Annotated in this window: 29 protein-coding genes and 1 tRNA gene; 14 read left to right on the top strand and 16 right to left on the bottom strand. The window is 64.2% G+C overall.

What is annotated here, in order from left to right; all coding sequences use genetic code 11:
- Positions 1 to 4: 4 nt before the first annotated feature.
- The 7 genes from NOF55_RS18755 to NOF55_RS18785 all read right to left on the bottom strand — a co-directional run bounded on the left by NOF55_RS18755 (position 5) and on the right by NOF55_RS18785 (position 4,644).
- Complete coding sequence (locus NOF55_RS18755) at positions 5 to 628, bottom strand: hypothetical protein (RefSeq protein ID WP_306412637.1); 624 nt, start codon at positions 626 to 628, stop codon at positions 5 to 7.
- 13 nt (positions 629 to 641) lie between these two features.
- A complete protein-coding gene (locus NOF55_RS18760; RefSeq protein ID WP_306412638.1) occupies positions 642 to 1,325 on the bottom strand; it encodes an ATP-binding protein in 684 nt (227 codons plus the stop codon).
- Positions 1,325 to 1,621: a hypothetical protein gene (locus tag NOF55_RS18765; protein WP_306412639.1), complete on the bottom strand. Its 297-nt coding sequence runs from the start codon at positions 1,619 to 1,621 to the stop codon at positions 1,325 to 1,327. The genes NOF55_RS18760 and NOF55_RS18765 overlap by 1 nt, the downstream gene beginning before the upstream one ends.
- Positions 1,618 to 2,103 (bottom strand): hypothetical protein, encoded by a 486-nt coding sequence (locus NOF55_RS18770; protein ID WP_306412640.1) that lies wholly within the window; start codon positions 2,101 to 2,103, stop codon positions 1,618 to 1,620. The genes NOF55_RS18765 and NOF55_RS18770 overlap by 4 nt, the downstream gene beginning before the upstream one ends.
- Before the next feature lie 14 nt (positions 2,104 to 2,117).
- Complete coding sequence (locus tag NOF55_RS18775; RefSeq protein ID WP_306412641.1) at positions 2,118 to 2,327, bottom strand: helix-turn-helix transcriptional regulator; 210 nt, start codon at positions 2,325 to 2,327, stop codon at positions 2,118 to 2,120.
- Between the two features lie 162 nt (positions 2,328 to 2,489).
- Positions 2,490 to 3,434 carry a hypothetical protein gene (locus NOF55_RS18780; RefSeq protein WP_306412642.1) on the bottom strand — a complete coding sequence of 315 codons (945 nt, stop codon included), beginning with the start codon at positions 3,432 to 3,434 and terminating at the stop codon, positions 2,490 to 2,492.
- A complete protein-coding gene (locus tag NOF55_RS18785) occupies positions 3,412 to 4,644 on the bottom strand; it encodes a hypothetical protein (protein ID WP_306412643.1) in 1,233 nt (410 codons plus the stop codon). The genes NOF55_RS18780 and NOF55_RS18785 overlap by 23 nt, the downstream gene beginning before the upstream one ends.
- Positions 4,645 to 4,805: 161 nt before the next feature.
- On the opposite strand from NOF55_RS18785, the gene NOF55_RS18790 reads away from it, so the two are divergent.
- From NOF55_RS18790 to NOF55_RS18810, 5 genes are all read left to right on the top strand, one after another.
- The gene (locus NOF55_RS18790; protein WP_306412644.1) at positions 4,806 to 5,126 is read left to right on the top strand and encodes a helix-turn-helix domain-containing protein; all 321 of its coding nucleotides are present in this window, start codon (positions 4,806 to 4,808) and stop codon (positions 5,124 to 5,126) included.
- A complete protein-coding gene (locus tag NOF55_RS18795; protein WP_306412645.1) occupies positions 5,123 to 6,040 on the top strand; it encodes an ImmA/IrrE family metallo-endopeptidase in 918 nt (305 codons plus the stop codon). Before NOF55_RS18790 ends, NOF55_RS18795 begins: the two co-directional genes overlap by 4 nt.
- Positions 6,041 to 6,407: 367 nt before the next feature.
- Entirely contained in the window at positions 6,408 to 6,941 is a 534-nt protein-coding gene (locus tag NOF55_RS18800) for a DUF2924 domain-containing protein (RefSeq protein WP_306412646.1), read from the top strand.
- Complete coding sequence (locus NOF55_RS18805; protein WP_306412647.1) at positions 6,941 to 8,266, top strand: recombinase family protein; 1,326 nt, start codon at positions 6,941 to 6,943, stop codon at positions 8,264 to 8,266. Before NOF55_RS18800 ends, NOF55_RS18805 begins: the two co-directional genes overlap by 1 nt.
- Complete coding sequence (locus tag NOF55_RS18810; RefSeq protein WP_306412648.1) at positions 8,266 to 8,649, top strand: ParB/RepB/Spo0J family partition protein; 384 nt, start codon at positions 8,266 to 8,268, stop codon at positions 8,647 to 8,649. The genes NOF55_RS18805 and NOF55_RS18810 overlap by 1 nt, the downstream gene beginning before the upstream one ends.
- Positions 8,650 to 8,652: 3 nt before the next feature.
- On the opposite strand, the gene NOF55_RS18815 is transcribed toward NOF55_RS18810, so the two are convergent.
- From NOF55_RS18815 to NOF55_RS18835, 5 genes are all read right to left on the bottom strand, one after another.
- Positions 8,653 to 9,486 (bottom strand): protein NO VEIN domain-containing protein, encoded by an 834-nt coding sequence (locus tag NOF55_RS18815; RefSeq protein WP_306412649.1) that lies wholly within the window; start codon positions 9,484 to 9,486, stop codon positions 8,653 to 8,655.
- Between the two features lie 9 nt (positions 9,487 to 9,495).
- A complete protein-coding gene (tcmP, locus tag NOF55_RS18820; RefSeq protein WP_306412650.1) occupies positions 9,496 to 10,680 on the bottom strand; it encodes a three-Cys-motif partner protein TcmP in 1,185 nt (394 codons plus the stop codon).
- Entirely contained in the window at positions 10,680 to 11,447 is a 768-nt protein-coding gene (locus NOF55_RS18825) for a DUF5131 family protein (protein WP_306412651.1), read from the bottom strand. Before NOF55_RS18825 ends, tcmP begins: the two co-directional genes overlap by 1 nt.
- Positions 11,448 to 11,821: 374 nt before the next feature.
- Positions 11,822 to 11,912 (bottom strand) — tRNA-Ser (locus tag NOF55_RS18830).
- Between the two features lie 174 nt (positions 11,913 to 12,086).
- The gene (locus NOF55_RS18835; protein WP_306412652.1) at positions 12,087 to 13,352 is read right to left on the bottom strand and encodes an NAD(P)/FAD-dependent oxidoreductase; all 1,266 of its coding nucleotides are present in this window, start codon (positions 13,350 to 13,352) and stop codon (positions 12,087 to 12,089) included.
- A gap of 126 nt (positions 13,353 to 13,478) precedes the next feature.
- Here NOF55_RS18835 and NOF55_RS18840 point away from each other — a divergent pair, with 126 nt between their 5' ends.
- From NOF55_RS18840 to NOF55_RS18850, 3 genes are all read left to right on the top strand, one after another.
- Positions 13,479 to 13,973, top strand: a complete 495-nt coding sequence (locus NOF55_RS18840) for an SRPBCC domain-containing protein (RefSeq protein ID WP_306412653.1) — start codon at positions 13,479 to 13,481, stop codon at positions 13,971 to 13,973.
- A gap of 183 nt (positions 13,974 to 14,156) precedes the next feature.
- Entirely contained in the window at positions 14,157 to 14,504 is a 348-nt protein-coding gene (locus NOF55_RS18845; RefSeq protein ID WP_306412654.1) for a hypothetical protein, read from the top strand.
- A gap of 111 nt (positions 14,505 to 14,615) precedes the next feature.
- Complete coding sequence (locus NOF55_RS18850) at positions 14,616 to 15,725, top strand: pyridoxal phosphate-dependent aminotransferase (RefSeq protein WP_306412655.1); 1,110 nt, start codon at positions 14,616 to 14,618, stop codon at positions 15,723 to 15,725.
- Positions 15,726 to 15,902: 177 nt separating this feature from the next.
- On the opposite strand, the gene NOF55_RS18855 is transcribed toward NOF55_RS18850, so the two are convergent.
- Positions 15,903 to 16,169 (bottom strand): SEL1-like repeat protein, encoded by a 267-nt coding sequence (locus tag NOF55_RS18855; RefSeq protein WP_306412656.1) that lies wholly within the window; start codon positions 16,167 to 16,169, stop codon positions 15,903 to 15,905.
- A 525-nt stretch (positions 16,170 to 16,694) separates the two neighbouring features.
- Here NOF55_RS18855 and NOF55_RS18860 point away from each other — a divergent pair.
- The 4 genes from NOF55_RS18860 to NOF55_RS18875 all read left to right on the top strand — a co-directional run bounded on the left by NOF55_RS18860 (position 16,695) and on the right by NOF55_RS18875 (position 19,483).
- Positions 16,695 to 17,030, top strand: a complete 336-nt coding sequence (locus NOF55_RS18860; RefSeq protein WP_306412657.1) for a DUF2147 domain-containing protein — start codon at positions 16,695 to 16,697, stop codon at positions 17,028 to 17,030.
- A 108-nt stretch (positions 17,031 to 17,138) separates the two neighbouring features.
- Positions 17,139 to 17,309: a hypothetical protein gene (locus tag NOF55_RS18865; protein ID WP_306412658.1), complete on the top strand. Its 171-nt coding sequence runs from the start codon at positions 17,139 to 17,141 to the stop codon at positions 17,307 to 17,309.
- A gap of 89 nt (positions 17,310 to 17,398) precedes the next feature.
- Complete coding sequence (locus NOF55_RS18870) at positions 17,399 to 18,901, top strand: AMP nucleosidase (RefSeq protein ID WP_306412659.1); 1,503 nt, start codon at positions 17,399 to 17,401, stop codon at positions 18,899 to 18,901.
- A 75-nt stretch (positions 18,902 to 18,976) separates the two neighbouring features.
- The gene (locus NOF55_RS18875) at positions 18,977 to 19,483 is read left to right on the top strand and encodes a GNAT family N-acetyltransferase (protein WP_306412660.1); all 507 of its coding nucleotides are present in this window, start codon (positions 18,977 to 18,979) and stop codon (positions 19,481 to 19,483) included.
- Here the strand turns inward: NOF55_RS18875 and NOF55_RS18880 are convergent.
- Both NOF55_RS18880 and NOF55_RS18885 read right to left on the bottom strand, forming a co-directional pair.
- Positions 19,425 to 19,895 carry an OsmC family protein gene (locus NOF55_RS18880; protein ID WP_306412661.1) on the bottom strand — a complete coding sequence of 157 codons (471 nt, stop codon included), beginning with the start codon at positions 19,893 to 19,895 and terminating at the stop codon, positions 19,425 to 19,427. The two genes, NOF55_RS18875 and NOF55_RS18880, sit on opposite strands and share 59 nt — an antisense overlap.
- The gene (locus NOF55_RS18885; RefSeq protein ID WP_306412662.1) at positions 19,888 to 21,249 is read right to left on the bottom strand and encodes an aspartate aminotransferase family protein; all 1,362 of its coding nucleotides are present in this window, start codon (positions 21,247 to 21,249) and stop codon (positions 19,888 to 19,890) included. Before NOF55_RS18885 ends, NOF55_RS18880 begins: the two co-directional genes overlap by 8 nt.
- A 121-nt stretch (positions 21,250 to 21,370) precedes the next feature.
- Between NOF55_RS18885 and NOF55_RS18890 the strand changes: the two genes are divergently transcribed.
- Positions 21,371 to 22,732 (top strand): glutamine synthetase family protein, encoded by a 1,362-nt coding sequence (locus NOF55_RS18890; RefSeq protein ID WP_306412663.1) that lies wholly within the window; start codon positions 21,371 to 21,373, stop codon positions 22,730 to 22,732.
- Positions 22,733 to 22,768: 36 nt separating this feature from the next.
- Here NOF55_RS18890 and NOF55_RS18895 read toward each other — a convergent pair whose 3' ends face one another.
- On the bottom strand, positions 22,769 to 23,677 hold the full coding sequence (locus tag NOF55_RS18895; RefSeq protein ID WP_306412664.1) for a diacylglycerol/lipid kinase family protein: 909 nt from the start codon (positions 23,675 to 23,677) through the stop codon (positions 22,769 to 22,771).
- A 376-nt stretch (positions 23,678 to 24,053) separates the two neighbouring features.
- Between NOF55_RS18895 and NOF55_RS18900 the strand changes: the two genes are divergently transcribed.
- A complete protein-coding gene (locus NOF55_RS18900) occupies positions 24,054 to 25,253 on the top strand; it encodes an MFS transporter (protein WP_370869002.1) in 1,200 nt (399 codons plus the stop codon).
- Positions 25,254 to 25,510: the final 257 nt, after the last annotated feature.

Raw genomic sequence — 25,510 nt, forward strand, 5'->3', positions numbered from 1 at the left:
CCCCTTACTGCGCCCAGCTCGGCCGGCCGGCGACGCCGGGGGCGGAAGCGGGCTGGCCGGACTGGGACGCCGTGGTGGACTGCTGCGGAGCGTGGCCCTGCGCCGGGGCGGCGGCGAACTGCGGCGCGACCGCGCCTATCAATGCGGCATAGTCGCGGTGATCGGGCGTGACCGCGGCGCGGATCTCGTTCTTGTCCTCGCCGTTGGTGTCCTGACCGATGTCGATGCGGGCGACAAACTCGATCCCGTCGAGATCGCCGAAGCCGTTGATGCGGCGGCGGGCCTGCGCCTCGGGCGAGTTGTCCTTGTCCGACACGCCGCGCGCCGAGTTGAGGATACCGCGGATCAGCCCGCGACCCATGTTGACCCAGTCCGGACCCTTCGGGCTGTAGAGGCCGATCAGCGACCAGATCTTGCGCCGGGCATAGGGTCCTTCGAGAACGGTGTATTCGGCGTCGAGATAGATGGCGCCGGTGGTGGCACGACGCGCCCAGCCGCCGGTCCAGCCCTGCGAGGGGTCGTCGAAGCCGCCGGGACGCAGCGTCAGGCGCACCTTGGCGAGCGTGCCCTTCGGGATGACGCTGGTGTTCGATTGCGCGGAGTTGAAGTCGTTCCAGGGTCCGGACATGGCGCGGCTCCTTTCAGTTCTGGAGGGTGGATTGAGTGGGAGATGCCGTCTCGGCCGCGGGATCGGCCGGGATCACCGGCGGCCAGGACAGGCGCTCGGACGCCGGGCGCGCGGGGCGCTGGATCTTCTCCATGAGGCGGCCGAGATGCGGGGGTTCGACAAGATCGAGGCGACCCGAGCGATCCTTGGCCGGATAGAGCCAGAGGTTCAGCGTCTGGCAGGCGATCATCTCGCGGCCGTGCAGCCCGTAGGCGCCGCGGATGTCGGGCTTGCCGGTCTTTTCCGACGTGGCCTCGGGCTGCCCGCGGCACCATTGGAAGCAGAGCCGCCCCGCCACGGTGATCGAGTCGATGAAGACGGTCTCGTATTTCCCGATCACCGCTTGATCGCCGTAGCGGCCGCAGACCTCGTCGAAATGCGCCTGGCTGTAGGGCTGATCCTCGCGCAACGCCGGGTTCGGACCGCCGATGAACACCGCGAAATCGCGGCATTCCTTCCAGGTGCGGGGCCGCAGCGTGTCGATCTCCAGCCCCTCGACCGCCAGATCGCCGGCCTCAAGATCGATGAAGAGCGTGGTCGAGGCATTCAGCGTCCAGAGCAGCGACGTCTTGCCGATGCCCGACCGGCCGAAGATGACACCCTTGATCCCCTTGCGCTGCGCGAGGCGCTCGTCGGCACCGATGATGGGAAGGGCCATCACTTGCCTCCCGTCTCGGCGATCAGCGCGTCGATCGCGATGTCCGAGCCGAGCGCACCGGCCTTGCGCGCCTCGTCGTGAACGGTGCGCAGCGCATCGATCTCGCGATAGAGCGCGGATGCCCGCTCGTTCAGGCCGAGGAGAGCGAAGGCCAGATCGTCGACCGTCGCGGTCTCGAACGGCTTGACGGTTTCATCGCGGCGGTTGCCAAGGGCGGGGATCCGGACGGTCTCGGGCAGCTTGTCGAGGCCGTAGTGGCGCTCGCGCAGCCGGCCCAGCTTGTTCGGGGCGGTCATTTCGTCACCTCGTCGTTCAGGGAGAAGCGGAAGCGCGGCTTGCCAGTCCGGACCGTGCGCGCGTCCTCGAAGGCGGAGCGGATATGCGCGGGCCAGGCCGCGAACTTGCGTTCGGGCACCTTGATCGCAACGTCGACGTACTCGGCGGGGTCGTCGCCTTCGGTCCGGATGCGCTCGACGAGGGCGGCGAGCTTCTCCTGGTCCCAGTCGACGCGCTTCGGCAGATCAGCGATCACGGTGACCGTGCCATCATCGAAACGGACGGTTCCGGTGTCCTTCGCCGCCTCCAGGCGCGCCATGACGGCGCGGTCAGTGTATTTGAGCGCGATAGCGCCATCGAGCCAGTCGCTGGCCATCTTGGCGCGGCGGAGGGCCTCGCTGGCCTCATCCTGCAGGAGGGCGAGCTGCTCGGCGGGCAGAGCGGCGATGTCGCCGACGGCCATGCGACGAAGCTCGTCGAGGGAGATGCGGTTGGGGATCATCGTGTCCGCCTCCCTCACGCCGACATCGGGCGCTGGGGCTCGGCTTCCGACCCGCGGACCTGTTCGGCCTCGAAGGCCTCGACGTCTTCGAGGCGGTAGATGACCCGTCCACCGAGTTTGATGAATTTCGGGCCTTCGCCCGTCCACCGCCAACGCTCCAGCGTGCGGTGGGAAATGTTCCAGCGAGCTGCCAGCTCGATCTGCGACAGGTGCCTGAGCGCCATCTGAACCTCCTTCGGGTTTGTTCGAAAACCTGCGGGAGTGAAGATCGCAGAGGGGCTGGTAGGGCTTCGGAAGGGCAGCGGTAGGGGAAACGGTAGGTGCCCCGGAAATGCGAAAAGGCCGCCCTTCCGGACGGCCTTACTCATGAAATCCAATGGCTTGGATCAGACCTCGATCCAGCAGTTCCCTTCCGATTGTCGGATGAACTTCTGCCAGTCGTCTCGCCCGCTGAACGCTTTCGACAGGCTGTTCGTCTTGTCCGAGAACCCGGCCTCCGCGAGTGTCACGGTGACACGCAGCACGGGTTTCCCCGCCCAGTAGGCGTCGAACAGCTGCTCGAGGAGCTTGCGATGCTTGTCGCCGCGAAATTCGAACGTCTCGTCTCTGAGCCAGACGGTACCGAAGTCGTCGGAATAGTCGATCGGGTATCGCCGTTGCGCCTGTTCTGGATAAACCCGCGCGGCAAGAACCCTCGGAGATATCGCCAACCGATCCGGGGTCTCCAACACGTCCTCGGCCGCCACCAGGGCATGCCGTCGGTCCGGTGCCGCAGGCAGACGGTCACCGCGGGTCGAGGTGAGAATGATGCGCCTCTCGGTTGCCGGCCGACGACCCACAAGGACGCCGACCTGGGACCAGACGTGAGGATCGCCAAGGCGGCGGCCGAACCAGACGGGCACCGGCGTCCTGGCCCCGGCCATCCTGATCGAACCGATGTCCCAGAGATGGTCGGGGATCAGCGGGGTCATCTTCGCGGATCCTTGCCGCTCGAACGGCATGAGCATTGCAGCGAACATGCGAGCGTGATCGACCTGATATGCAGAGATCGCACCTTCCTCGATTTCGATCCAGCGCCCGACGCTGTTGAGATATCCGAACGCCTTGCGCTCGGACGACCAGACTGCGGGGATCGGTTCATCCTCGTGGGCATCCATCGCCGCGACGACGGGGACCTGTCCGCGTGCCGCCAGCAGACCGGAAGCGAGCAGTGTTTCCGCCGCCCGTGGAAAATATTCGGTGAGCGTGGCGCCCGCGATCTGTGTGCCGCGAGCTTCCAGTACTTTGAACAGCAGGTCGATGGAGGCCTTATTCAACGAGGTCGCCGACATCGCTGTCATCCTTCAGGATACCCCACCGCCGCAGGTACTTCTCGCCGATCAGGCGCTCCTGCGGCGTCATGTCCTTGAGGTTGCAGCCATGCGGCATGATGACGGTGAGCGTCAGGGATTTGCCGCGCCCACCGTCGGGTCCGGGCCGAAACTTGATGGTGAAACGTGCACGGGTGATCAGCCACTCCGGAGCCTCGCCGAAGAGCCCCGGTGCGTGCAAGCTCCCGGGCCCGCCACCGAGATCCAGCCCGATCCGGTGGTTGGCCATCTCCCAGATCGTGCGTTCGGCGCCCGACATCGATTCCAGCGTGACACGCTCCTTGGGATCGCCCAGATCCATGAAGCGCAGCTCCTTCACCGTGACACCCTCGATCCCGTCCGCCACGTCAGTCGGGAAATCGAACGGCTTCAACAGGACGCCCAGATCGTACTCGCGAAGAGGGATGTGCTTCTCGGCGAACTCGATACCGAGCAGGTCCCGCGCCATGAACCGGGTCAGGTCCACCCGATCCTCGCGCGTGTTGGCAACGACCTCGATCACGCCCGTGGCCGCTTCGTAGGTCAGCGCTGCTTCGAAGACCGGCCTCACGATGCGCCGGGCGAGCTTGCTGTTGGTGTCGAAGCCCAGCATGTCCTCGGGGCGGCCCTCCCGATAGATCGCCACCTGAACGAGTTCGCACTCCTGGTCATCGAGGATGACACGGTGCCGGTCGAAGATGTCCACATGGACATTGGGAGTCTCGAACCGTTCCCGGATCGCCGCGGTGAAAGCCGCCACCGAGATGGGATCCTTCCGGACCGAGCGGTCCTTTTCGACTTCGAAGCCGTTCCACGAGCGCCCGCGGCGGCGCTCATCGTTGTAACGAACCTCCTCGGCAAGACGAAACCGATCATTCTCATTCAGGAACACCCAGAGCGAACGGTTGTTCGCTCCCTCGAGCGTGTCGAACGTCGCCCGGTCGACCACCACGTTCTGGAGCGCGGTCTGACCGGGCTCATCGGCCAATGCCGCGACGCGGCCCGCGTCGAGGATGACGCGCTGGCGCTCATCCTCGTTCATGGCATCCACCGCCTTAATCAAAGGCTCGACAACCTCCGCCTCGGGCTTCGTCCAATCGACGGGCGGCAGCGAGGTGAATGCGCATGCGGTGAAGTAGTCCTGCAGGCGAGTTACCGGGGTCTTGCGGAAGAAGGAGGCGATCGACGTCATGGGAGGCCCTTTCCTGGCCAGAGGAGGAGAGAATCGGCGCGCAGCGATACGCTATCGTTCGATATATATCGAACATCACCGGCTGTCTACTTGCGCGAACCGTTTTTGTTCGGCATACCGAACACGCCATTCCATCCATGAAGGCATGCAAGGAAGATCAGATGACCACGTCCCTCGGCGCCAAGATCAAGCGCCATCGGCAGGAAAAGGGCTACTCCCTCGACAAGCTCGCCGACCTGACGGACTCCAGCAAGAGCTACATATGGGAGCTCGAAAACCGCGACACACGAAAACCATCGGCGGAAAAGCTGACCCGCATCGCGCAGGCCCTGTCCGTCACCACCGACTATCTCCTCGATGACAGCGCCGAACCGGGTGACGAAGTGCTGAAGGAAGCCTTCTTTCGCAGGTTCAGCAAGCTGACCACCGAGGATCAGGAGAAGATCAGTCAGATGATCGATCTCTGGGGGAAGAAGGATTGAGCTTCCCGACGACCCCGCAAGGCTGGGCGATCCGCCTCACGCAATTGATCTCGGCCGTCCATCAGGCCCATGGCCTGCCGCGCTTCCCGATCGACGTGGCAACGGTCGCCAAGGACTTTTCGCGGCAGGTTTTCCCGGACGCACCGATCACCATGGTGGAGGGAACCGCGCTGTCGAAGGGCGTCGAGGGCATGTTGCTGCCACATCCGAACGGCTCGGGCGAATGGGGGATCGTCTACAATGACGCGATCAGGTCGCCCGGCCGGCGGAATTTCACGCTGGCCCATGAGCTCGGCCACTATCTGCTGCACCGCCACGCTCATCCCCGCGGACTTCAGTGCTCGAGCCGCAACATGGCTGACTGGAGCGCCGAGCGCGGTACCATCGAGGCGGAGGCCAACACCTTCGCGTCCTACCTTCTGATGCCGCTCGACGATTTCCGCGCACAGATCAGGGGGCGGGACGTCGACATCGATACCATGACCGAGCTTGCCGATCGCTATGCGGTATCGCTCACCGCCGCGATCCTCAAATGGCTCACCATCACCGACAAGCGCGCCATGATCGTCGTCAGCAAGGACGGCTTCATCGACTGGGCGTGGTCCAGCGGCCCGCTCATCCGGTCTCGGATCTACTACGCTGCCCGCCAGACCGTGATCGCATTGCCGGCCGGGTCGCTGGCGGCGCGGGAAGTCGATGCGGATACCGGGCGGCACGGTGTTCTGCACGCGCCAGGCGTATGGCTCGGCACCGAGCCGGTCCGGGAGATGACGGTGTTTTCTCCGAGCAACGAGATGGCGATCTCCCTGCTGCTCTATCCCGACCATGCGCCATCGAGATGGGAAATGGCCGATCTCGATGAGGAGGCATCGCCCGACACCTACGACAGGTTCATGGGCGGGCGCGCAGACTGATTCGCCGGGCTCGCTGATTGCCCTGCTCGTTGGGATGGTTCTCGCACGATCCACGTCGCGCAGATTTTCGCGGGCGTGCGAAGCAGGGCTCAATGTCCACAATGCATTGAAATACTTGTGTTTTTCTGATTTCATTATACGGTTTGGGCAGCATCCAGATCGCGAACCACCACCATGTCCAGCCATTTCGACGGCCCGCTCGCGGGCGCCAATCCTCTGAGTCCGGAGCGCATGTCGCGCGGGGACCGACTCGCCGAGATCGGCCGGATTCTGGCCGCTGGCGTGGTTCGGCTCGAGACAGGGAAGGCAAGTTCTTTATCTGCCGAACCCGGAGACTGTTTTGTGGACTTCCGCCCCCGAAAGAGCGGTGCTCGTCGCGGAAAACGCATCCGCATCGGAGGAATTCATGAAGCATGACAAGAGGATGATGGCGCAGGCCCCCGGCATGAATGCCGAGGTCGACCGAACGGTGCTCGCCAGACTGACGGCGCTGAAGGCCAAATCGGTGAAGGAGCTGAAGGCCGATTGGCAGGCTCTGTTCGGCGGGCGCGCGCCGAACAACAGCCGTGCCTTTCTCGAGCTGCGCATCGGACATCGCATCCAGGAGCTGGCCTACGGCGGCCCCGACCGTGACACCAGGCGAATGCTCGACCTGCTGGCGGACGAGATCGAAGGCATCGGACGCGGCAAGAACCAGATCGTCGATCCGCGCAATCCGGTCGTGGGAACCCGCCTCGTTCGTGAATGGAACGGGATCGAGCACACCGTGACGGTCATGAACGACCGGTTCGAATGGCAGGGCCGAAGGTTCCGCTCTCTTTCTGCCGTGGCTCGGGAGATCACCGGCACCCGCTGGAATGGTTACCGCTTCTTCGGCCTGCGTGAGCGGGAGGGCGCCTGATGGACGTGATGGTCAACCCGAAACGCCGCCTGCGTTGCGCAATCTACACCAGGAAGTCGAGCGAGGAAGGGCTCGACATGGAATTCAACAGCCTCGATGCCCAGCGCGAATCCTGCGAGGCCTATGTCGCCAGCCAGAGGTCGGAGGGCTGGGCCACGATCCGGGAGCGATATGACGACGGCGGCTTCTCCGGTGGCACCCTCGACCGCCCGGCGCTGAAACGGCTGCTCGCCGACATCGAAGACGGGCTTGTCGACGTCGTGGTCGTCTACAAGATCGACCGGCTCTCGCGCTCGCTGATGGATTTCTCGAAGTTGGTCGAGGTGTTCGACCGGAACGAAGTGACGTTCGTGAGCGTCACGCAGTCATTCAACACCACCACATCCATGGGGCGGCTCACGCTGAACATCCTGCTCAGCTTCGCCCAGTTCGAGCGCGAGGTGATCGGCGAGCGGATCCGCGACAAGGTGGCGGCGTCGCGGAAGCGCGGGATCTGGATGGGCGGCTATGTGCCTTTCGGCTACGATGTTCAGGATCGCAAGCTGGTGGTCAACGCGGCCGAGGCTGCCGCGGTGCGCCGCATCTTCGAACGCTTCGTCGAACTCGGCTCGGCGACGACGCTGGCCCGTGAACTGCGTGCGCAGGGGTTCCGAAACAAGCAGGGGACGCTGGTCGACAAGGGCTATCTCTACCGTTTGCTGAATAACCGCGTGTATCGAGGTGAAGCCGTCCACAAGGGGAAAGCATATCCCGGCGAGCATGAAGCCATCATCGATGCCGAGCTCTGGAACCGCGTCCACGCCATTTTGCAGGAGAGTCCGCGCGAGCGCGCAAACAACAGCCGGATGCAGATGCCCGCACTGCTCAAGGGCTTGATCTTCAGCGAAACTGGCGCAGCCATGACGCCGACGGCCACGCGCAAGGGAACCAAGCTCTACCGCTATTATGTCTCGATGGATGTGATCCGGAACCGCGAGGATAGCGAATCCGATGTGCCGTCGCGGCTTCCGGCAGGCATGGTCGAGGACGCAGTGGTGACGGAAGTCCGTCGTATCGTGCAGACGCCCGAGGTGGTGACGAAGGTTCTCGACGCCTTGCAGCAGGACGGCCCGCAGGTTCGAGAAGCCGAGGCCATCGCTGCGTTGAACGATTTCGACGCGGTCTGGAACCAGCTTTTTCCTGCGGAACAGGCGCGGATCATCCAGTTGCTCGTCCGGCGCGTCATCGTGACCGCTGACGGGCTTGCGGTCGATGTTCGGGCCGAGGGAATCGGTGGGGTCATCCGCGAGATGATCGCACCCGTTCGCATGGAGGCTGCTGAGTAATGACACAAGCCAATGACACGATCAGGGTGCTGATCCCGCTGAAGGTGCGAAAGAAGAACGGGCGGCCGAAGCTCCTGCCACCGGTGGATTATCATCCGAGCGAAGACCGCGCTCCCGATCCTCACGTCCTGCGCGCCATCGGCCGGGCGTGGAGCTGGCGCCGCCGCATGGAAGCCGGAGAGTTCGCCACCGTCCATGATCTCGCCAAGGCTGTCGGTCTGGCAGAGCGGCATGTCAGTCGCCAGTTGCGATTGGCCTATCTGTCGCCCGCCGTCCTCAAACGCCTGACCTGCGGCCGGGTGTCTCCGGCGGTCAGCCTCATGTCCCTCGTGGAAGCAACTGCCGCACCGTGGCCGGAGCAGGCAAAGAAGGTATTCGGCTGATCGTCACTGAAAACTCGCCTGAAACGTCGTCGCGGTCAGAGCGACATGGGCATCGAGCGGCGGGTGGAGTTCGAACGCCTTCGGCTCGCGCGAGAAGTTCCAGAGCCGGAACAGGCACCATTCCGACCGGCGTTCCTCGGCCACGACCAGTTCGTTGCGGGTGATCAGGAACGGCGTGCGCTCCCATCCGTTCGTCGTCTTCACCTCGATCAGGCGCGACCGCCCATCCGGCGCAAAGCTCTCGATGTCGTAGCCCGCGCCATCGCCATCCTCTTCCGACACCCAGCGCACCTTGCGCGCCAGATCCTCCCGCCCCACGGCCTGAAGCGACGCCCGCTCATGCGCCAGAACACGTTTCTCGCCCGCGCGACCGAGAGCGCGGTTTCGCTCGTCCCGGCCCGCGACATCGAATTTGCGGGCGATGTGCAGCATCTGCTCCAGCTCTTGCGGCGGTGGCTGGTTGGACAGCGTGGGAGGTGGGCCGATCCAGAGCTGCGCGGCCTCCTGTAGGCCGGTGACCGGACGCATGCCGGGCATCCGGCCGAGCCAGTCGGGATGGAACGCGAGCCAGCGCGCCACCGCATCGACCAGCGTCATCTGGAAATTAAACGCTGGCTTGTAGCCGGGGATCCAGTCCTCGCCGAGCCCCTTCAGCACCGCACTGATGTTCTGGTGCTTGAACTCGATCGACGTGCGTGTGCGGTCGATCCGTTCCTGAAGCTGCCGGTTGTGCTCGGCCTTATTGTAGGGACGCCCGGCGATGTCGTCGGCCAGCATCGCGAAGTAATCCGCGACGATCAGGTCGTTCTCTTCATCCGTCCAGGGCCCGTTCGACATTGCGCTAGGCTAGAGGGAAGAAGTCGGCCTGTCATCAGCAGCTTCTGATGTAGCGGGATAGAGCTTTGTGTCGGCTTGGGGTTTGCGCTTCCCCGGCGGCAAATCGAAACGCAAAAAGCCCGCCTTGTGCTGGCCCACAGCGATGTCCTTGACGTGGGTCCCGCGCACAGGAACTTGCTCCATGACGAGAGGCGCAGCGCTTTCGAACGCGATTCCTGGTTGTGATCGCACCAGCCCGAGCAGCGTTTCGGTCGCCCAACCCATGTTTGCGGCGCAACCGACACCGTCGCGTTGAGCTTCGAACTCAATAATCTGTTCCTCTGAGAACAATGACGGTTGGCCGCTCTCGGTTATCTTGATGTTCTGCCTTGTACGAATGGCTTCCTTTTCGACGAGTGCCTGCACATCACGAAAAACCGAAACTCCGTGCGAATTGTGCGTGCCAAGGATCAGCCGCATCTTGATGCGGTCTTCCCGAGGCTTACGGATCACGATGTCGGGCAGATGCGTGGCGGCACCCGCTTCCTTCATCTTGGCCTTGAAGAGCCTGAGAACCTTCTCCTCGTTGGAAATGTCAGGAAGAGCCTCGAAGGCCGGCCGCCAGGCTGGGTCGGCTAGGAAGCGCCCGACCGATGTCGCAACACCATCCCATCCCGCATGACGGTTCACATGCTCCGACATGAAGTTGAACAGAACCTCACCGCGCAGATCCTTCAAAAACGAGAAGATCGGGCGGCTATCGACATTCCATCCGGTTGGGTCGATGAATGTGAACGTGAAGCTGTCTCGAACGTCGCTGCAAGCTGCCTGAATACCTGCAAGGTTATCCTCGAACGCGCCTGAGAACACCTTGATATCGAAATCAGTTTTGCTTGTTGCAAATGCTTGGAGCTTGGCGAGAGACTCGGGGTTCTTCTCGCAAAACCGGAAGCGCACCCTAAGGTTCGAGTGACCGAGGTTCGCGAGAATACGTCGGACATTCTCGAGTGTTGTCAACGCGAGAGCAAACGATGTGTCTGACAGGGATTCGGAGTCTGAATTCCGCCAAGGACCAGCGAAAGCATCGACAAAATTGAAGACGGGCGAGCGCCCCTGGAAAAGCTTGTAAGCCGCGTTTTCCAGATATTTCTGCAAAAATAGGTGTTTGATAAACGACTGTTCGCGGCCCTGGTAATGGTTGATGTTAAGCCGCATCAAACGCCCTCGGGTTGAAGCGCATCAAGAATCGGTTTGGGGACTATCTGCCATGGGAACCCGTTCCATTCCTCGCCATCGAGCAGTCTGCCGCCTGACTTCGGCCGGGCACCGCCCCATTGCTTGAAGAAGAAGGCCACGTCGTCGCGATCGCAGATGTCACGGAGCCGTCGTGCCCAGTCGGCCTGCATCGGTCGGGCACCAGGACCGCTTTCGCCACCGACGATTGCCCAAGCGACGCCGCGCAGGTCTACCTCCTCAATCCGCCCCAACAGAGGCTCGAACGAAATGAAGCGCGCCTCTGAGTTGACTCCCTTCAGATGCTCGACACGGCTGGTATGTGCAGCATCCTCCACCGAGACACCAAGCCAGATATGACGTGGTACCGGACCACCTGAATAGCGCGCTCGGACATAGTTGCGCATGAGCGAGCTGCGCTTGGTCAGCACCTGATAGACGTGCCAGTCCGCACGCTCCATGGCGTCGAACACTTGGTCGATGAAGATGCGGTCGATGTTTTTATGGAAGAGATCACTCATCGAATTGACGAAGATCATGCGAGGCTTCTTCCACAGGAAGGGCTGCTCCAGCCGCGAGGGCCAGAGCTTCAGGTCAAAGCCCTGTTCGTAGGGATGGCCGGCAATGCCACGCCAGCGTTCCGCAAAGCGCTCTGCGTAGCAGTTGTCGCAACCCGGACCGACCTTGGTACAGCCGGTGACCGGATTCCATGTCGCGTCCGTCCACTCGATCTCAGATTTCTGTGCCATGCCTCATACCCTTTTGTGGATAACTCTAAGCGATTGTGGCAAATGAGGGAATCCTATTTCGGCCGCCTTCTGCATACTTGCCCGCGCTGCTGCGCGAGACCACGCCGCCTGCCGGTGTCTCCGATCCGCCGCCTACCGGATGTCTCCACTTCAACTTCGCCGAGGCTGGTTTTGTTAAGATACTGGTATGGCGCCATTTTCTGAACCCGACCTACTGTGCGGGCAGGGCGCTCGAAGAGAGACGCTGGCCGTTCAGAGACCAATATCAGCCGCAGCGCCAGTCTCCGCAGGGCGGACTCAGCCGCCAAACTCCTTTGAGATAAAAAGAAAAAAGCCCCGCACTGGGGCCTCGTGGCAGGTTCGCGACTTGAAAGTGGCGGAGAGGATGGGATTCGAACCCACGATACGCTTTTGACGTATACTCCCTTAGCAGGGGAGCGCCTTCGACCACTCGGCCACCTCTCCGGTGCGGCCTGATTATGTGGTTTTGTGTTGCCGATCAAGTGCAAATTCCGGCGCGTCTCGCTTTTCCAGCATTTCGGCAATGGCGGGTCGTCGCCGGCCGCAAGGGAATCACATTCCGGTCGCGCACCGGCCGCCTCGCGCCGACGGAAAGGCGCAGGCATCGTGCGGGCACCCTCAGCCGAGAAGCTGCTTCAGGTCGAAGGCGGGGTCGGTCAGCGCCTCCTTCGGCGGCGTGATGCCACTTTCCATCATCTTCTTGCCCGCGACATAGGCCTTGGCGTCGTTGATCGCATCGACGGCGATCAGCGCGCCGGCGCGGAAGTACCAGACGGAAAGACTTCCGGCCCTTGCGCCGGGACGCACCAGCGTTTCGCTGTAGCCGGCATTATAGCCAGCGATCTGAAGCTTCACGTCGTACTGATCGGACCAGAACCACGGCTGCGGCACATAGGGCTTCGGCTCGCCGGCGAGCACGGCGGCAATGGCCTCGGCCTGGTCGACGGCGTTCTGCACCGATTCGAGCCGCGTCGCCTGGCCGTGAAAGGGAAAGACGGCGCAATCGCCCGCCGCATAGATATGCGGATCGGAGGTGCGGCCGAACGCATCGACGACGATGCCGCCGCCGGCCTCCAGCCCCGCCTCCCGGGCCAGCGCATCATTGGCATCGACACCGATGCCGACGACGACGAAGTCGGCGTCGACGCGCGTGCCGTCGCTCAGTTCGGCCGCGACGACCCGGCCGCGTTCGCCGATCAGGCGCACCAGACCGGTGCTTTCCAGAATGGAGACCCCATGCGCTTCGTGAATGGCGCGCATGGCATCGGCCGTCTCGGGCGCGGCGACGCGGCGCAGAATCCGCTCCGCCGCCTCGATCAGCACGACGTCGAGGCCGAGCTTTCGCGCCACCGCCGCCGCCTCCAGCCCGATATAACCGCCACCCACCACGAGAAGACGGCGGCCCGGCTGCATTTCGACGGCCAGACGGTCGGCATCCGCCTTGTTGCGCACCTCGAACACGCCTTGCAGATCGCCGCCGATCACAGCCGGCAGCCGGCGCGGCGTGGCGCCAGTCGCCAGCACCAGCGTTCCATAGTCGAGCGAAGAACCGCCCTCGGGCGCCTTTCCACCCGAAACCGCATCGTGGCCTTCCCCGGCCTGTTCCAGAATCAGCCGCTTTCCGGCGCGCTCGATCCCGACCGCGCGGGTGGAAAGCCGCAGTTCCACGCCGTTCTCTCCATACCAAGCATCGGGGCGATAGGTCAGGCGCTCGAAGCTCATCTCGCCGAGCAGGTATTTCTTGGAGAGCGGCGGACGCTGGTAGGGCGGCACGGGTTCGTCGCCGACGATGACGATCGGGCGCTCGTCCTTCAGGGCCCTCAGCCTGGCGGCCAGGGCGAACGCCGCCTGCCCCGCACCAACGATGACCAGCCTGTCCGTCATATCCGTCTCCGCTTCCGATCCCTGAAATTCAAGCGTGGCAGGGGTAACGCCACGATGTGCCAGCGTCAACTGGACAGACAGCGTCAAAACGCGCAATCATCAGCCAAAACAGGAATGCGGGAACCTATGCCGAGCGGTGCAGAAACCATCCACGAAACACTGAGCTTCGAGCACCATTACAGCGTGCATCCGGAGCGGATTTTCGCTGCCTGGGCGGATGACGACAGCCGGGCGCGCTGGTGCGGCCTTTCCGACGGCGGGCCGGCGCGCATGGACAGGATGGAGTTCTGCCCCGGCGGCACGGACGTGATCGGCGGCGCATCCAGCGTCGATGCCCATATCAGCATCGAGCGCCATTATATAGACATCCGCGCGGGCGAGCGGATCGCCTTCTTCGAAACGGTGCGGGACGGCGAAACGCCGCTCGGCGCGGCGCTGGCGACCATTGCGATTCGCGGCAGCGGCGGCTTCTGCGTCCTGACGCTGACATTGCAGATCGCCTCCTTCTGCGGACCGGGCTTCATCGAAGCCTGCCGCGAACAGCACCGCTCGGCTCTGCACCGCCTTGGCCTTGAAATCAGGCGGCCGGATTTGAAGGTCGTGGCGACAGGCCCGCGATAAGACTTTGAGGGAAATGCCGGCGGCAGATTTCGCGCGTCAGTCCGGCACAAGGATAGGCGCTTATTCTTTCGGCAGTTGCGGCCAATTTACGCACGCCAGTCATATTTTAACGGTCCTGTTCACCTCCAGAGAAGGAAGTTGCGCTATTCTGGAACCGATCAAGACAAGGCACGGGAGGGTGCCATGCCGCTACAGATAAGAGTGCCCGAGGATCCTGCGGCCACACCGGAGGACCTGTACGAGAATTTCGCGGTCGACCGCCCCGGCAAGATCGTCTTCGTCGGCCGCCGGCTGAGCGTATCGAACTCCGTGCGGTGCGTGATCCGCAAGCTCTCGCAATACGGAGCGCAGCTGGAAGTCAGTCCGAAGGTGGAGCTGCCGTCGCACTTCTTTCTGGAAATTCTCGGCATCCGCGACGAGATCGGCTGCACCGTCACCCGCCGCGAGGGCGAGATCGTCACCGTCGGCTTCAACATGCTGATCGACCCCGAGTTTCTGCACCATGTGCGGCGCCTGAGCTTCGAAAGCTGAGTCGAGAAATTTTTCGCCAATCGCCCGGCGTCCGGGGAAATTTCGTTCTTGCCTGCATCGCATGAATGCCTATGGTGTCGGCCGTTCAACGCCGCACCCGAAAGCCCTGAAATGCCCGCCTTTTCCCGATTCACGCCGCTTGTCGCCTCCCTTCCCTCGACCGTGCCCTTCGTCGGCCCCGAAGCCATCGAACGGCAGACCGGCATCGCCCTCAAGGCGCGGATCGGCGCGAACGAGAACGGTTTCGGCCCGGCGCCTTCGGTGATCGAGACCATCGGCCGGGCAGCGCTCGAGACCTGGAAATATGCCGACCCGGAAAATTTCGAGCTGAAGCAGGCGCTGGCCGCCCATCTGGGGTGTAAGGCCGAGAATGTCGCTGTCGGCGAAGGCGTCGACAGCCTGCTCGGCCTGATCGTCCGCATGGTCGTCGATCCCGGCACGCCGGTCGTCAATTCCTTCGGCGGCTATCCGACCTTCAACTATCATGTGGCCGGCTTCGGCGGGCGGCTGGTGACGGCGCCCTACGAGGACGACCGGGAAAATCCGGCCGCACTTCTGGACGCCATCCGGCGCGAGAACGCGCCGCTCGTCTATTTCGCCAATCCCGACAATCCGATGGGAAGCTGGCGAAGCGCGGCGGAGGTGGAAGCATTCGCCCGCGCCCTGCCGGAAACCACGCTGCTCGTTCTGGACGAGGCCTATATCGAAACGGCGCCGGAAGGCACCGCCCCCGCCATCGCCAGCCTCATCGACCTGCCGAACGTGATCCGCACCCGCACCTTCTCCAAGGCCTACGGGCTGGCCGGGGCGCGCATCGGCTACGCCATCGGCGCGCCGGAAACGATCAAGGCTTTCGACAAGATCCGCAATCATTTCGGCATGACCCGCATTTCCATCGCCGCCGCCCTCGCCGCGCTCGAGGATCAGGCCTATCTGGCAACGGTGATCGATAATATCCGGGCATCGCGCGAGCGCATCGGCACCATCGCCCGCGCGAACGGCTTCCAGCCGCTGCCCTCGGCGACGAATTTCGTGACGATCGATTGCGGGCGCGACGGCGATTACGCCCGCGCCATCGTCAACGGCCTCGGCGCGCGGGGCGTCTTCATCCGCATGCCGGGCGTTGCGCCCCTCAACCGCTGCATCCGCGTCTCGGCGGGCCCCGATGCCGACATGGCAGCGTTCGAAGAGGCCCTGCCCGAAGTCCTGAAAACGCTCTGAACGCCCGGCCCGGACGCGAAAGAACCGCGCCGGCCTTGTTTCTGCCGGTCGCGGTTTCCTTCATGCGGACGGCAGCCGAAGCGCGGCCCTGCCATGTCCCATCCCCTCGCAGGCTTTTCGTGTTCGTGGAGAGCGGCAGTTTCCGCCTCTCGCCCTCCCCGCAGGCCGGCTGGCCGGTCAGTGCATCGTCATCCATTCACGGGCGGCGCGCAGGGCGACGGCCAGATCGGTCTTGCGCATCGTCTGGGTCAGTTCGGCGCGCAGTTCCGCAGCACGCTCCGAACCCTTGATGGCGGCGATGTTGAGCCACTTGTGCGCGGCCACCATATCGACCTCGCAGCCCCGGCCGGTGGCGTACATCAGGCCCATCTCGCAGAAGATCTCGGCGCGGGCTTCGCCACCGATGGTGGCCATTTCGGTATTCTGAGCGTCAAAGCGTGCCATTGGTCTGATCCCTTAAACCCTGTTTCCACTCATTTTCTTCCTGTTTTCCCCTTGCGGGTCCTTCGGTGCGCCCTGCCGGTTTTCCGATCTTACCGGCGCCTCGAAAGCGGCAGGTTTTCCCTGTCCGTTTGTTGGGATCACTCTCTCAAAGACGATTCAAAATTGCGCTAAAATCCATGATTAATATGGGGCAAACAAAATCCAAATGCTTGGTAAAATTGGGTTTTTGTTAAACATCGCAATGCCGCAAAGCCAATGGATTAGCGCTGTTGTTTACCGGCTCTTCACGATGCGGCCGCAACGCTTTCCTAACCATGTGCGAAGGCCGCCTGCACCGGACACGCAAGAAATCCGGCGCGAAACGCCTCCCCGTGGCGCCGTCCGGCATCCGAAAATTGACCTTTACGTTTACGGAAATTTTGTCAGGATGGCCGAGCCGTCCGAAAAGCGGCGCAAACGCAATCGGCCGGACGCGCTGCCGGGAGGAGAAGCAGCCCGTATACGGCAATCGGGAGGATACTGCACATGAAGACATTCCTTGCGGCCCTGCTTCTGGCCGGCCTTGCCGGGCCGGCCGCTGCCGCCGAGCCCATCGAGGGCAACTGGAAGACGGCAAGCGGCGAGACCGCGGCCATAGCCCCCTGTGGCGGCGCCTTCTGCATCACGCTGAAGACCGGCGCCCATTCCGGCAAGCAGATCGGCAGGCTTTCGGGCCGGGGCGCCGACTATACCGGCTCCATCACCGACCCGCAGGAAGACAAGACCTATAGCGGCTCCGGCAGCGTTTCCGGCAACGTGCTGAGAATGAAGGGATGCGTGATGAAGGTGTTCTGCAAGTCGCAGAACTGGACGCGCCTGTGACGGAAGGCCGTTAACGCTTTTGAACGCTGGCTGAACCGCCGGATCAGGCGCGGTTCAGCCAACTCATGGCAAAACAGTGTCCGGGAACAGACAGAACGAGGGCACGCCATGACCCATTCCATCCGCCGCCTCGCCATCTTCACGCTGACGATGGTCATTTTCGCGCTGCTGTTCGCCGCGCTGGTCGAACGGACCGCCCGCGACAATCGCCGGGTTCAGCTCGGCACGGAAATCGGTTGCCTGCATCCGGCAAGCGCGAACTGCGTCTACGCCCTGTAAAGGCCGCCGGCGTTCGCAACCGGCAAAATTCTGAGGACAGGCCGCGACAAGCCCGCTTGCCTGTCACCATCTTCAATTTATAATGCCTCATGAGCACACGAATCCATTCCAGCGCGCCCTTCCTCTTCATCAGCCCCGAGCCGGTCGAGCCGATGGTCTTCGACGACCCGGCCAAGGCGGTCGACGCCGTGACCGAACTCTACGACCGCAACACCGCCTTTCTGAAGGCCGGGTTCGAGGCGCTGGCCGCGGGCGGCCCCGTCACGGGCCGCTACCGGGCCTATTATCCGCAGGTCGCCATCGAGACGATCAGCTTCGGCCTTGCCGATTCGCGTCTGTCCTATGGCCACGTCACGTCGCCGGGCGTCTACACCACCACCGTCACCCGCCCGAGGCTCTTCCGCCATTACCTCAAGACGCAGCTCGACCTCTTGATGAAGAACCACGGCGTGCCGGTGATCGTCTCGGAATCGGCCACGCCCATTCCGCTGCACTTCGCCTTCGGCGAAGGCGCCCATGTCGAGGCCTCGGCCTCCGCGTCGCTGGCCGACATGCCTCTGCGCGACCTGTTCGACACGCCCGACCTCAACAATACCGACGACCTGATCGCCAATGGCGAATACGACCAGGTGACGGGCGAACCCGCGCCGCTGGCGCCGTTCACCGCCCAGCGCATCGACTATTCGCTGGCCCGCCTGTCGCATTACACGGCGACCGCGGCCGAGCATTTCCAGAATTTCGTGCTCTTCACCAACTACCAGTTCTACATCGACGAGTTCTGTGCCTGGGCCCGCCAGCAGATGGCCGAGGGCGGCAACGGCTACACCGCCTTCGTCGAACCGGGCAACATCGTCACCGAAGCCGGCCAGACGGAGCCCACCCTCAGCCAGCCGGTGCGCCTGCCGCAGATGCCGGCCTATCACATCAAGAAGAAGGGCCACGGCGGCATCACGATGGTGAATATCGGCGTCGGCCCCTCCAACGCCAAGACGATCACCGACCATATCGCGGTTCTGCGCCCGCATGCCTGGCTGATGCTCGGCCATTGCGCCGGCCTGCGCAACAGCCAGCGGCTGGGTGACTATGTGCTCGCCCACGCCTATGTGCGTGAGGACCACGTTCTCGACGACGACCTGCCGGTTTGGATTCCGATTCCTGCCCTTTCGGAAGTACAGCGGGCGCTGGAAGGCGCCGTTGCCCAGGTCACCGGCTTTTCCGGTTTCGACCTGAAGCGCATCATGCGCACCGGCACCGTCGCCACCATCGACAACCGCAACTGGGAACTGCGCGACCAGCGCGGGCCCGTGAAGCGGCTGTCGCAGTCGCGCGCCATCGCCCTCGATATGGAATCGGCGACCATCGCCGCCAACGGCTTCCGGTTTCGCGTGCCCTACGGCACGCTGCTGTGCGTCTCCGACAAGCCGCTGCACGGCGAGCTGAAGCTGCCCGGCATGGCGACCGCCTTCTACCGCACGCAGGTGAGCCAGCATCTCCAGATCGGCATCCGCGCCATCCAGATCCTCGCCGACATGCCCACGGAAGCGCTCCACTCGCGCAAGCTCAGAAGCTTCTACGAGACGGCGTTCCAGTAATCTGCCGGGAGACCGATGTCCGGAATCAGGAAAGCTCGGGCGCAGGACGCATCGCTTCTGCCGGCAATCGAGCGCTTGGCCGGACAGGCTTTCCTGTCCGTGCCGGAATTCGAATGGGTTGCCGGCGACGACGTTCAATCGGAGGAACGGCATGCGGAACTGATCGCCGGCGGCACCGCATGGGTGGCGGTCGACGACCGCGACGTCCCCGTCGGCTTCCTCAACGCGCAAGCCTGCCCGGACGCCCTGCACATCCTCGAACTTTCCGTGCGCGCCGACCAGCAGGGGCGCGGGTTCGGGCGACGGCTCGTGGCACAGGCCATCGCGGCGGCGCGCCGTTCGGGTTTTCCCGCCGTGACGTTGACTACGTTCCGCGACGTGCCGTGGAGCCGGCCTTTTTATGAAAGGATGGGGTTTCGGGTGCCGGACGAGGACGAAACGCCCGCGCGGCTCCGTAAAATTCTGGACGAGGAGGCCGCCCACGGCCTGCGCCGCGAGACCCGTTGCGCGATGCTGCTCGACCTTACCCCGCCACCACCTTCGCCTCGCAGGCGACCGGGAAATTCACCGAATTGGCGATGAAGCATTTTTCGTGGGCGTCGTGGTGGAGGGCAAGCGCCTTTTCGGGATCGCCGGCGGAAATCGTCACCACCGGCTTCAGCGTCACACCGGTGAAGCGGCCGCCGCCGTCGGCGTCCGTCACCATCGTGCCCTCGGCATCGTCCTCATAGGCCGTGACGACGATGCCGTTGACGGCGCAGAAATGCAGATACCAGAGCTTGTGGCAGGCGGACAGCGAGGCGACCAGCAGGTCCTCCGGGTTCCAGCGGGCGGCGTCGCCCCGGAAGGCCGGGTCGGATGAGCCGGGAATATCCGGCTTGCCGCTGGCGGAGACCACATGATCGCGGCCATAGGCGCGGTAGTTCGCCGTGCCCTCGCCCCGGTTGCCGGTCCAGACGAGTTTCACCGCATAATGATGGTCGTGCTCAGACATAATCCTGCCTGACCTTCCATGCCGCATCGAGGCCGATGCGCGTGACCTTCACCATGAAATCCACCTCCTCCTCGGTGATGACGAGCGGCGGCGAGGCCAGCATGCGGTCGCCGGTGGCGCGCAGGACCAGGCCGTTGTCGAGGCAGACGTTGCGGACATAGGAGCCGAGATCGTCGGCCTTGCCGAAGCGCTGGCGCGTCATCTTGTCCGCCGCCATCTGGAGGCCGCCCATCAGGCCGACATTCTCCGCCTGCCCGACGAGATCGTGGTCCTCGAGGCTCTTCCACGCCTTGCCGAAATAGGGGCCGATATCGTCGCGCACCCGCTCGACCAGCTTCTCGTCCTCGATGATGCGGAGGTTTTCCAGCGCCGCCGCCGCCGAGACCGGATGGCCGGAATAGGTGAAGCCGTGAAAGAAATCGCCGACCTCGTTGATCAGCACGTCCGCGACGCGATCTGCGATCAGCACCGCGCCGATCGGCAGATAGCCGGAGGACAGTCCCTTGGCGACGGGGGCGAGATCCGGCTTCACCCCGAAATGCTGGTGGCCGAACCATTCCCCGAGGCGGCCGAAGCCGCAGATCACCTCGTCGGCGACCAGCAGGATGTCGTTTTCCTTGCAGATGCGGTCGATTTCCGGCCAGTAGGTTTCGGGCGGGATGATGACGCCGCCGGCACCCTGGATCGGCTCGCCGACGAAGGCGGCGATCTTGTCCGCGCCGATTTCGGCGATTTTGTCTTCCAGTTCCTTCGCCGCCTTCAGGCCGAACTCTTCCGGCGAAAGCTCGCCCCCCTCGGCATACCAGTAGGGCTGGCCGATATGGACGATGCCGGGCACCCCGGCGCCCGCCTGCTCGTGCATGTGCTTCATGCCGCCGAGCGCAGCACCCGCGACCGTCGAGCCGTGATAGCCGTTCCTGCGGGCGATCACGACCGTCTTTTCCGGCCGCCCCTTCGCCTGCCAGTAGACGCGGGCGATGCGCAGCCAGGTGTCGGTGGCTTCCGAGCCGGAATTGGTGAAGAAGACGTGGTTGAGATGACCATCCGTGTGGCCGGCGATCTTTTCCGCCAGCAGCGTGGCCGATGGTGTCGAGGTGCCGAAGAAGGCGTTGTAATAGGCCAGCTCGTTCATCTGGCGATTGACCGCCTCCGTAATCTCCTGCCTGCCGTAGCCGACATTCACGCACCACAGGCCGGCAAAGCCATCGAGATATTTTTTGCCTGCGGAGTCGTAGATATGGCTGCCCTCGCCGCGCGTGATGATGCGCGTGCCCTTGGCGTTCAGCGCCTTCATGTCGGAAAATGGGTGGATGTGATGGGCGGCGTCGATGGCTGCGAGATTGGAAAGGGGCATGATTTTCTCTGGACTGGACGCCACGTTGAAAGGCGTTGTTTTTTGCGTTACGAACATGACCTCAAGGCACGGTTTTGGCAAGGGCGCCGGCTCGCCGCCGGCCACCCACCGGAACCTTTTCATGAGCCCTGACCGCACCGCAGCGGATGCCGATAGCACCGATCCGACCGCCTGTTTCGAAATCCTGATCGCCGACATGAACGGCAGGCTTCGCGGCAAGCGGCTGCCGCTTTCGGCCGAAAAGAAGGTCTGGTCCGGCGCGGTCCGCCTGCCCGCTTCGACGCAATCGCTCGACATCTGGGGCGACGACAACGACGACCTGACCGGCATTTCGCTGACGCTCGGCGACCCGGACGGGCAGGTGCTGGCCGATCCGCGCACGCTCGCCCCGATGCCGTGGGCCCCGCCCGGTTCGAAGCAGGCACTCGCCACCATGCACACGCTTTCCGGCACCCCGCATTTCTGCGATCCGCGCGGCATTCTGGCCAGCGTCCTGAAGCGCTACGACGCGCTGGGCCTGACGCCAGTGGTCGCCACAGAGCTGGAATTCTACGTGTACGAGGACAGCGGCTGGCGCGACACGGGCAGGCCGCAGCCGCCCCGCGACCTCACCTTTCAGGGCCAGCCGAACGGCTTCCAGCTCTACGACATGGATGCGGTCGAGGCGCTGACGCCCTATCTCGACACGCTGCGCGCTTATGCCGCCGCGCAGGGACTTCCCGCCGATGCGACGACCGCCGAGTTCGGCCCCGGCCAGTTCGAGGTCAACCTCCTGCACCGCGCCGATGCGCTGGCCGCCGCCGACGACTGTCTGATGCTGAAGCGCATCGCCGCCCGGGCTGCCGAAAAACACGGGCTGCGCGCCACCTGCATGGCCAAGCCCTATACGGGGCATGCCGGCTCCGGCCTGCACGTCCATGCCAGCATCGTCGACAAGGACGGCAACAACGTGCTGGACGCGAAGGGCGGCGAGCCGGTGAAGCTCAAATCCGTCACCGCCGGTCTCCTGAACACGATGCGCGAGTCGCAACTGGTCTTCGCGCCGTTCGCCAATTCCTATCGCCGCTTCCAGCCCGGCTCCTTCGCGCCGACGGATATCGACTGGGGCTTCGGCCATCGCGGCACCGCGGTGCGCATCCCCGAAAAGGACGGTCCGGCGGCGCGCGTCGAACACCGCGTCGCGGGGGCCGACGCCAATCCCTACCTGCTGCTCGCCGCCATTCTCGGCGGCATGCTGAAGGGCCTCGAACAGACGCTCGATCCCGGCCCGGCCAGCGAGCCCGGCAAGGAGCCGCCGAAAACGGAAAAGCTGACGCATGATTTCCTGACCGCCGTCGAGACCTTCGCGGGGTCGCAGGCGATGGCCGATATTTTCGGTGCGGCCTATGCAAAGCTCTATGCCGACACCAAGCGCAAGGAAGCGCTGACCTTCCTGCGCACGGTCTCGGATTTCGATTACGGCACCTATCTGCCCCGCCTCTGACGCCGGCCCGCAACGGGGCCGGCACCGGGCGGAGCGTCAGGCGCCGGGCGGGGAGCCGGTGAGAACCCGCAATTCGCCGGCATGGATTTTCAGCAGCACCTCGTGCGGCATGGGCACGAGTTCGCCGTCGATCACGCAGCGGCTGGAGCGCGCCGCCCGCGGAAAATGCAGTTCCACTTCCGGCGTGTCCCAGTGCGCGACCGCCTCGTTCTCCTTCAGCCGGCCGCGCAGGATGTCGAGGGCAAGCTGCGCCACGCCCGGCGGCCGCAGCGCATCGGCGACGTAGAAGCCCAGCCTGCCGCCCGACACGTCGTCCGGCACCAGAAACGGATTGCCGCCGAAGACATTGTTCGAGACGGAAACGGCCGACACGCGGCGCCGGTGGTGCTCGCCGCCGATGGTGAACTCCACGTCGAAGGCCGGCGGGTTGCGGATCACGCCGTATGCCGCCCGGGCAGTCGCCCTGATCTTGCCCAGCCGCGATGCGTAATCCATGCGCTCGCGATAGCGCACCATGCGCGCATGCAGTCCGGCGGAAAACTGATGCACGAAGGGGCGGCCGTTGGCGCTGGCGATATCGACCGCCGCGACCTGCCCTTTCGCCAGGGCATGCAGTGCCGCCTCGGGATCGAGCGGCAGTTTCAGAGAGCGGGCGAAGAGGTTCATCGTGCCGGCGGGCACGACGCCGAGCACCAGCCCGCTTTTCCAGGCGATGCCGGCGGCGGTGGAAATCGTGCCGTCGCCGCCACCGGCGACGATGCCGTCGATGCCGCCGGTCTCGGCGGCCTGCCGCAAGGCCGGCGCGATCTCTTCGCCCGACACCACGGCCACCGAAATCTCATGCCCGGCGGCTTCGAAGATATCCGCCGTGCGGCGCGCGAACGCCTCCATGTCGGTGGTGCGGAAGGTGCCCCCGTCGCGATTGAAAAATGCCTTGAATTTCATCGATCGGGACGCCTCGAATCGGATGCAGGTGCGAGCAAAACGTTTCGTCATCCTAAAGGTTGCCGGCAAGCGGCATCAACAGGGCGGCCGCAGCCCATCGTTCTTTGCTAGCCTGCCTTGCGAAAATCACACTGGACGCATTTTGCCGATTGTCAGATAACCGCTGAAATCGATCAGGCTTGGAGAACCCGCGCCCGCACACCCGGTCCCCCATCCCCTGCTCGAACCACCCCACATTTTCCGCCGCGCAAACGGCACACCTCGTAATGACCCGCACCCCGACCGTGTCCGTCAGCCCGACCGGACGCGGTTTCGTCCTGCCGAACCGAACGGAGCCACCGTGAGCAAGATCGCCGTTGCCGATGACGTCAGTCTCATTCCCCATGAAGAAGTTCAGGCGCCCGCCTTCCTCACACCGACGGCGATCCTGCTGATCCAGCTTGCGCTCGCCGTCGGCGGTTTCGGCATCGGAACAGGCGAATTCGTCATCATGGGCCTGCTGCCGGATGTGGCGGCGACCTACGGCGTTTCCATTCCGATGGCAGGCTATGTCATCACCGCCTATGCGCTGGGCGTCGTGGTCGGCGCGCCGATCATCGCCGTGCTTTCCGCCCGCATGCCCCGCCGCACGCTGCTGCTCGGCCTGATGGCGACGTTCGCGGTCGGCAACATCCTCTCCGCCGTCGCGCCGGATTTCCTCAGCTTCACCATCCTGCGCTTCCTGACCGGCCTGCCGCATGGCGCCTATTTCGGCGTCGCGGCGCTGGTCGCCGCCTCGCTGGTGCCGGCCCACCGGCGCGCCCGGGCGGTCGGCAGGGTCATGCTCGGCCTCACCATCGCAACGCTGATCGGCACCCCGATCGCCACCTTCCTCGGCCAGATATTCAGTTGGCGCTCCGCCTTCATGCTGGTCGGCATCATCGGCGCGGCCACGGTCGCGCTGCTGTGGTGGTTCCAGCCGCGCGATACGGTCAGGGAAGGCGCCAGCGTCCGGCGCGAACTCGGCGCCTTCGGCCGCGTTCAGGTCTGGCTGGCGCTCGCCGTCGCCGCCTCCGGCTTCGGCGGCATGTTCTCGATCTTCAGCTACATCGCCAAGACGACGACGGACGTCGCCAATCTTTCCGTCGCGACGGTTTCCATCGTGCTCGCCCTTTTCGGCGTTGGCATGAATGTCGGCAATATCGTCGGCTCGCGGCTGGCGGACCTGTCGCTCAACGGCACAATCTTCGGCATGCTGGTCTTCAACGTCGTCGTCATGACCGTGTTCTCGCTGACCGCCGCCAGCCCGGTCATGCTGTGCATCTGCGTCTTCCTCACCGGCTGCGGCTTCGCAGCCTGTCCCGCCGTGCAGACCCGCCTGATGGACGTGGCCGGCGACGCCCAGACGCTTGCCGCCGCCTCGACCCATTCCGCCTTCAACATGGCCAATGCGCTCGGCGCCTGGCTCGGCGGCCTCGTCATCACCTGGGGCTTCGGCTATGCCGCCACCGGCTATGTCGGCGCCGTCCTGTCGCTGGTCGGCCTGGCGGTCTTCGCGCTGTCGGTCGCGCTGGAGAAAAAGGCCGTCACGGCCTGAGAGGGCGGCCGGTCCGTCAAGAGGAGAAGGCGTCCGGCGGGCGCCTTCACGATATTGCCCCCTCTCTTCCGTCATGCTCGGGCTCGACCCGAGCATCCACGCGGCACCCGTGGCATGGACCCTCGGCTCGAGCCCGAGCAACTGTGTCGTTGGTTGTCAAGGCTGGAATGTCCGGTTGTCCCTGAGGAGGGCGTTAAGTGCGACGAGCAGGCGTCTTGCGATGGCGATGATCACCAGCTTTGCCGGCTTTCCCCTGT

Source organism: Ectorhizobium quercum, assembly GCF_026552795.1.
GTDB lineage: Bacteria > Pseudomonadota > Alphaproteobacteria > Rhizobiales > Rhizobiaceae > Ectorhizobium > Ectorhizobium quercum.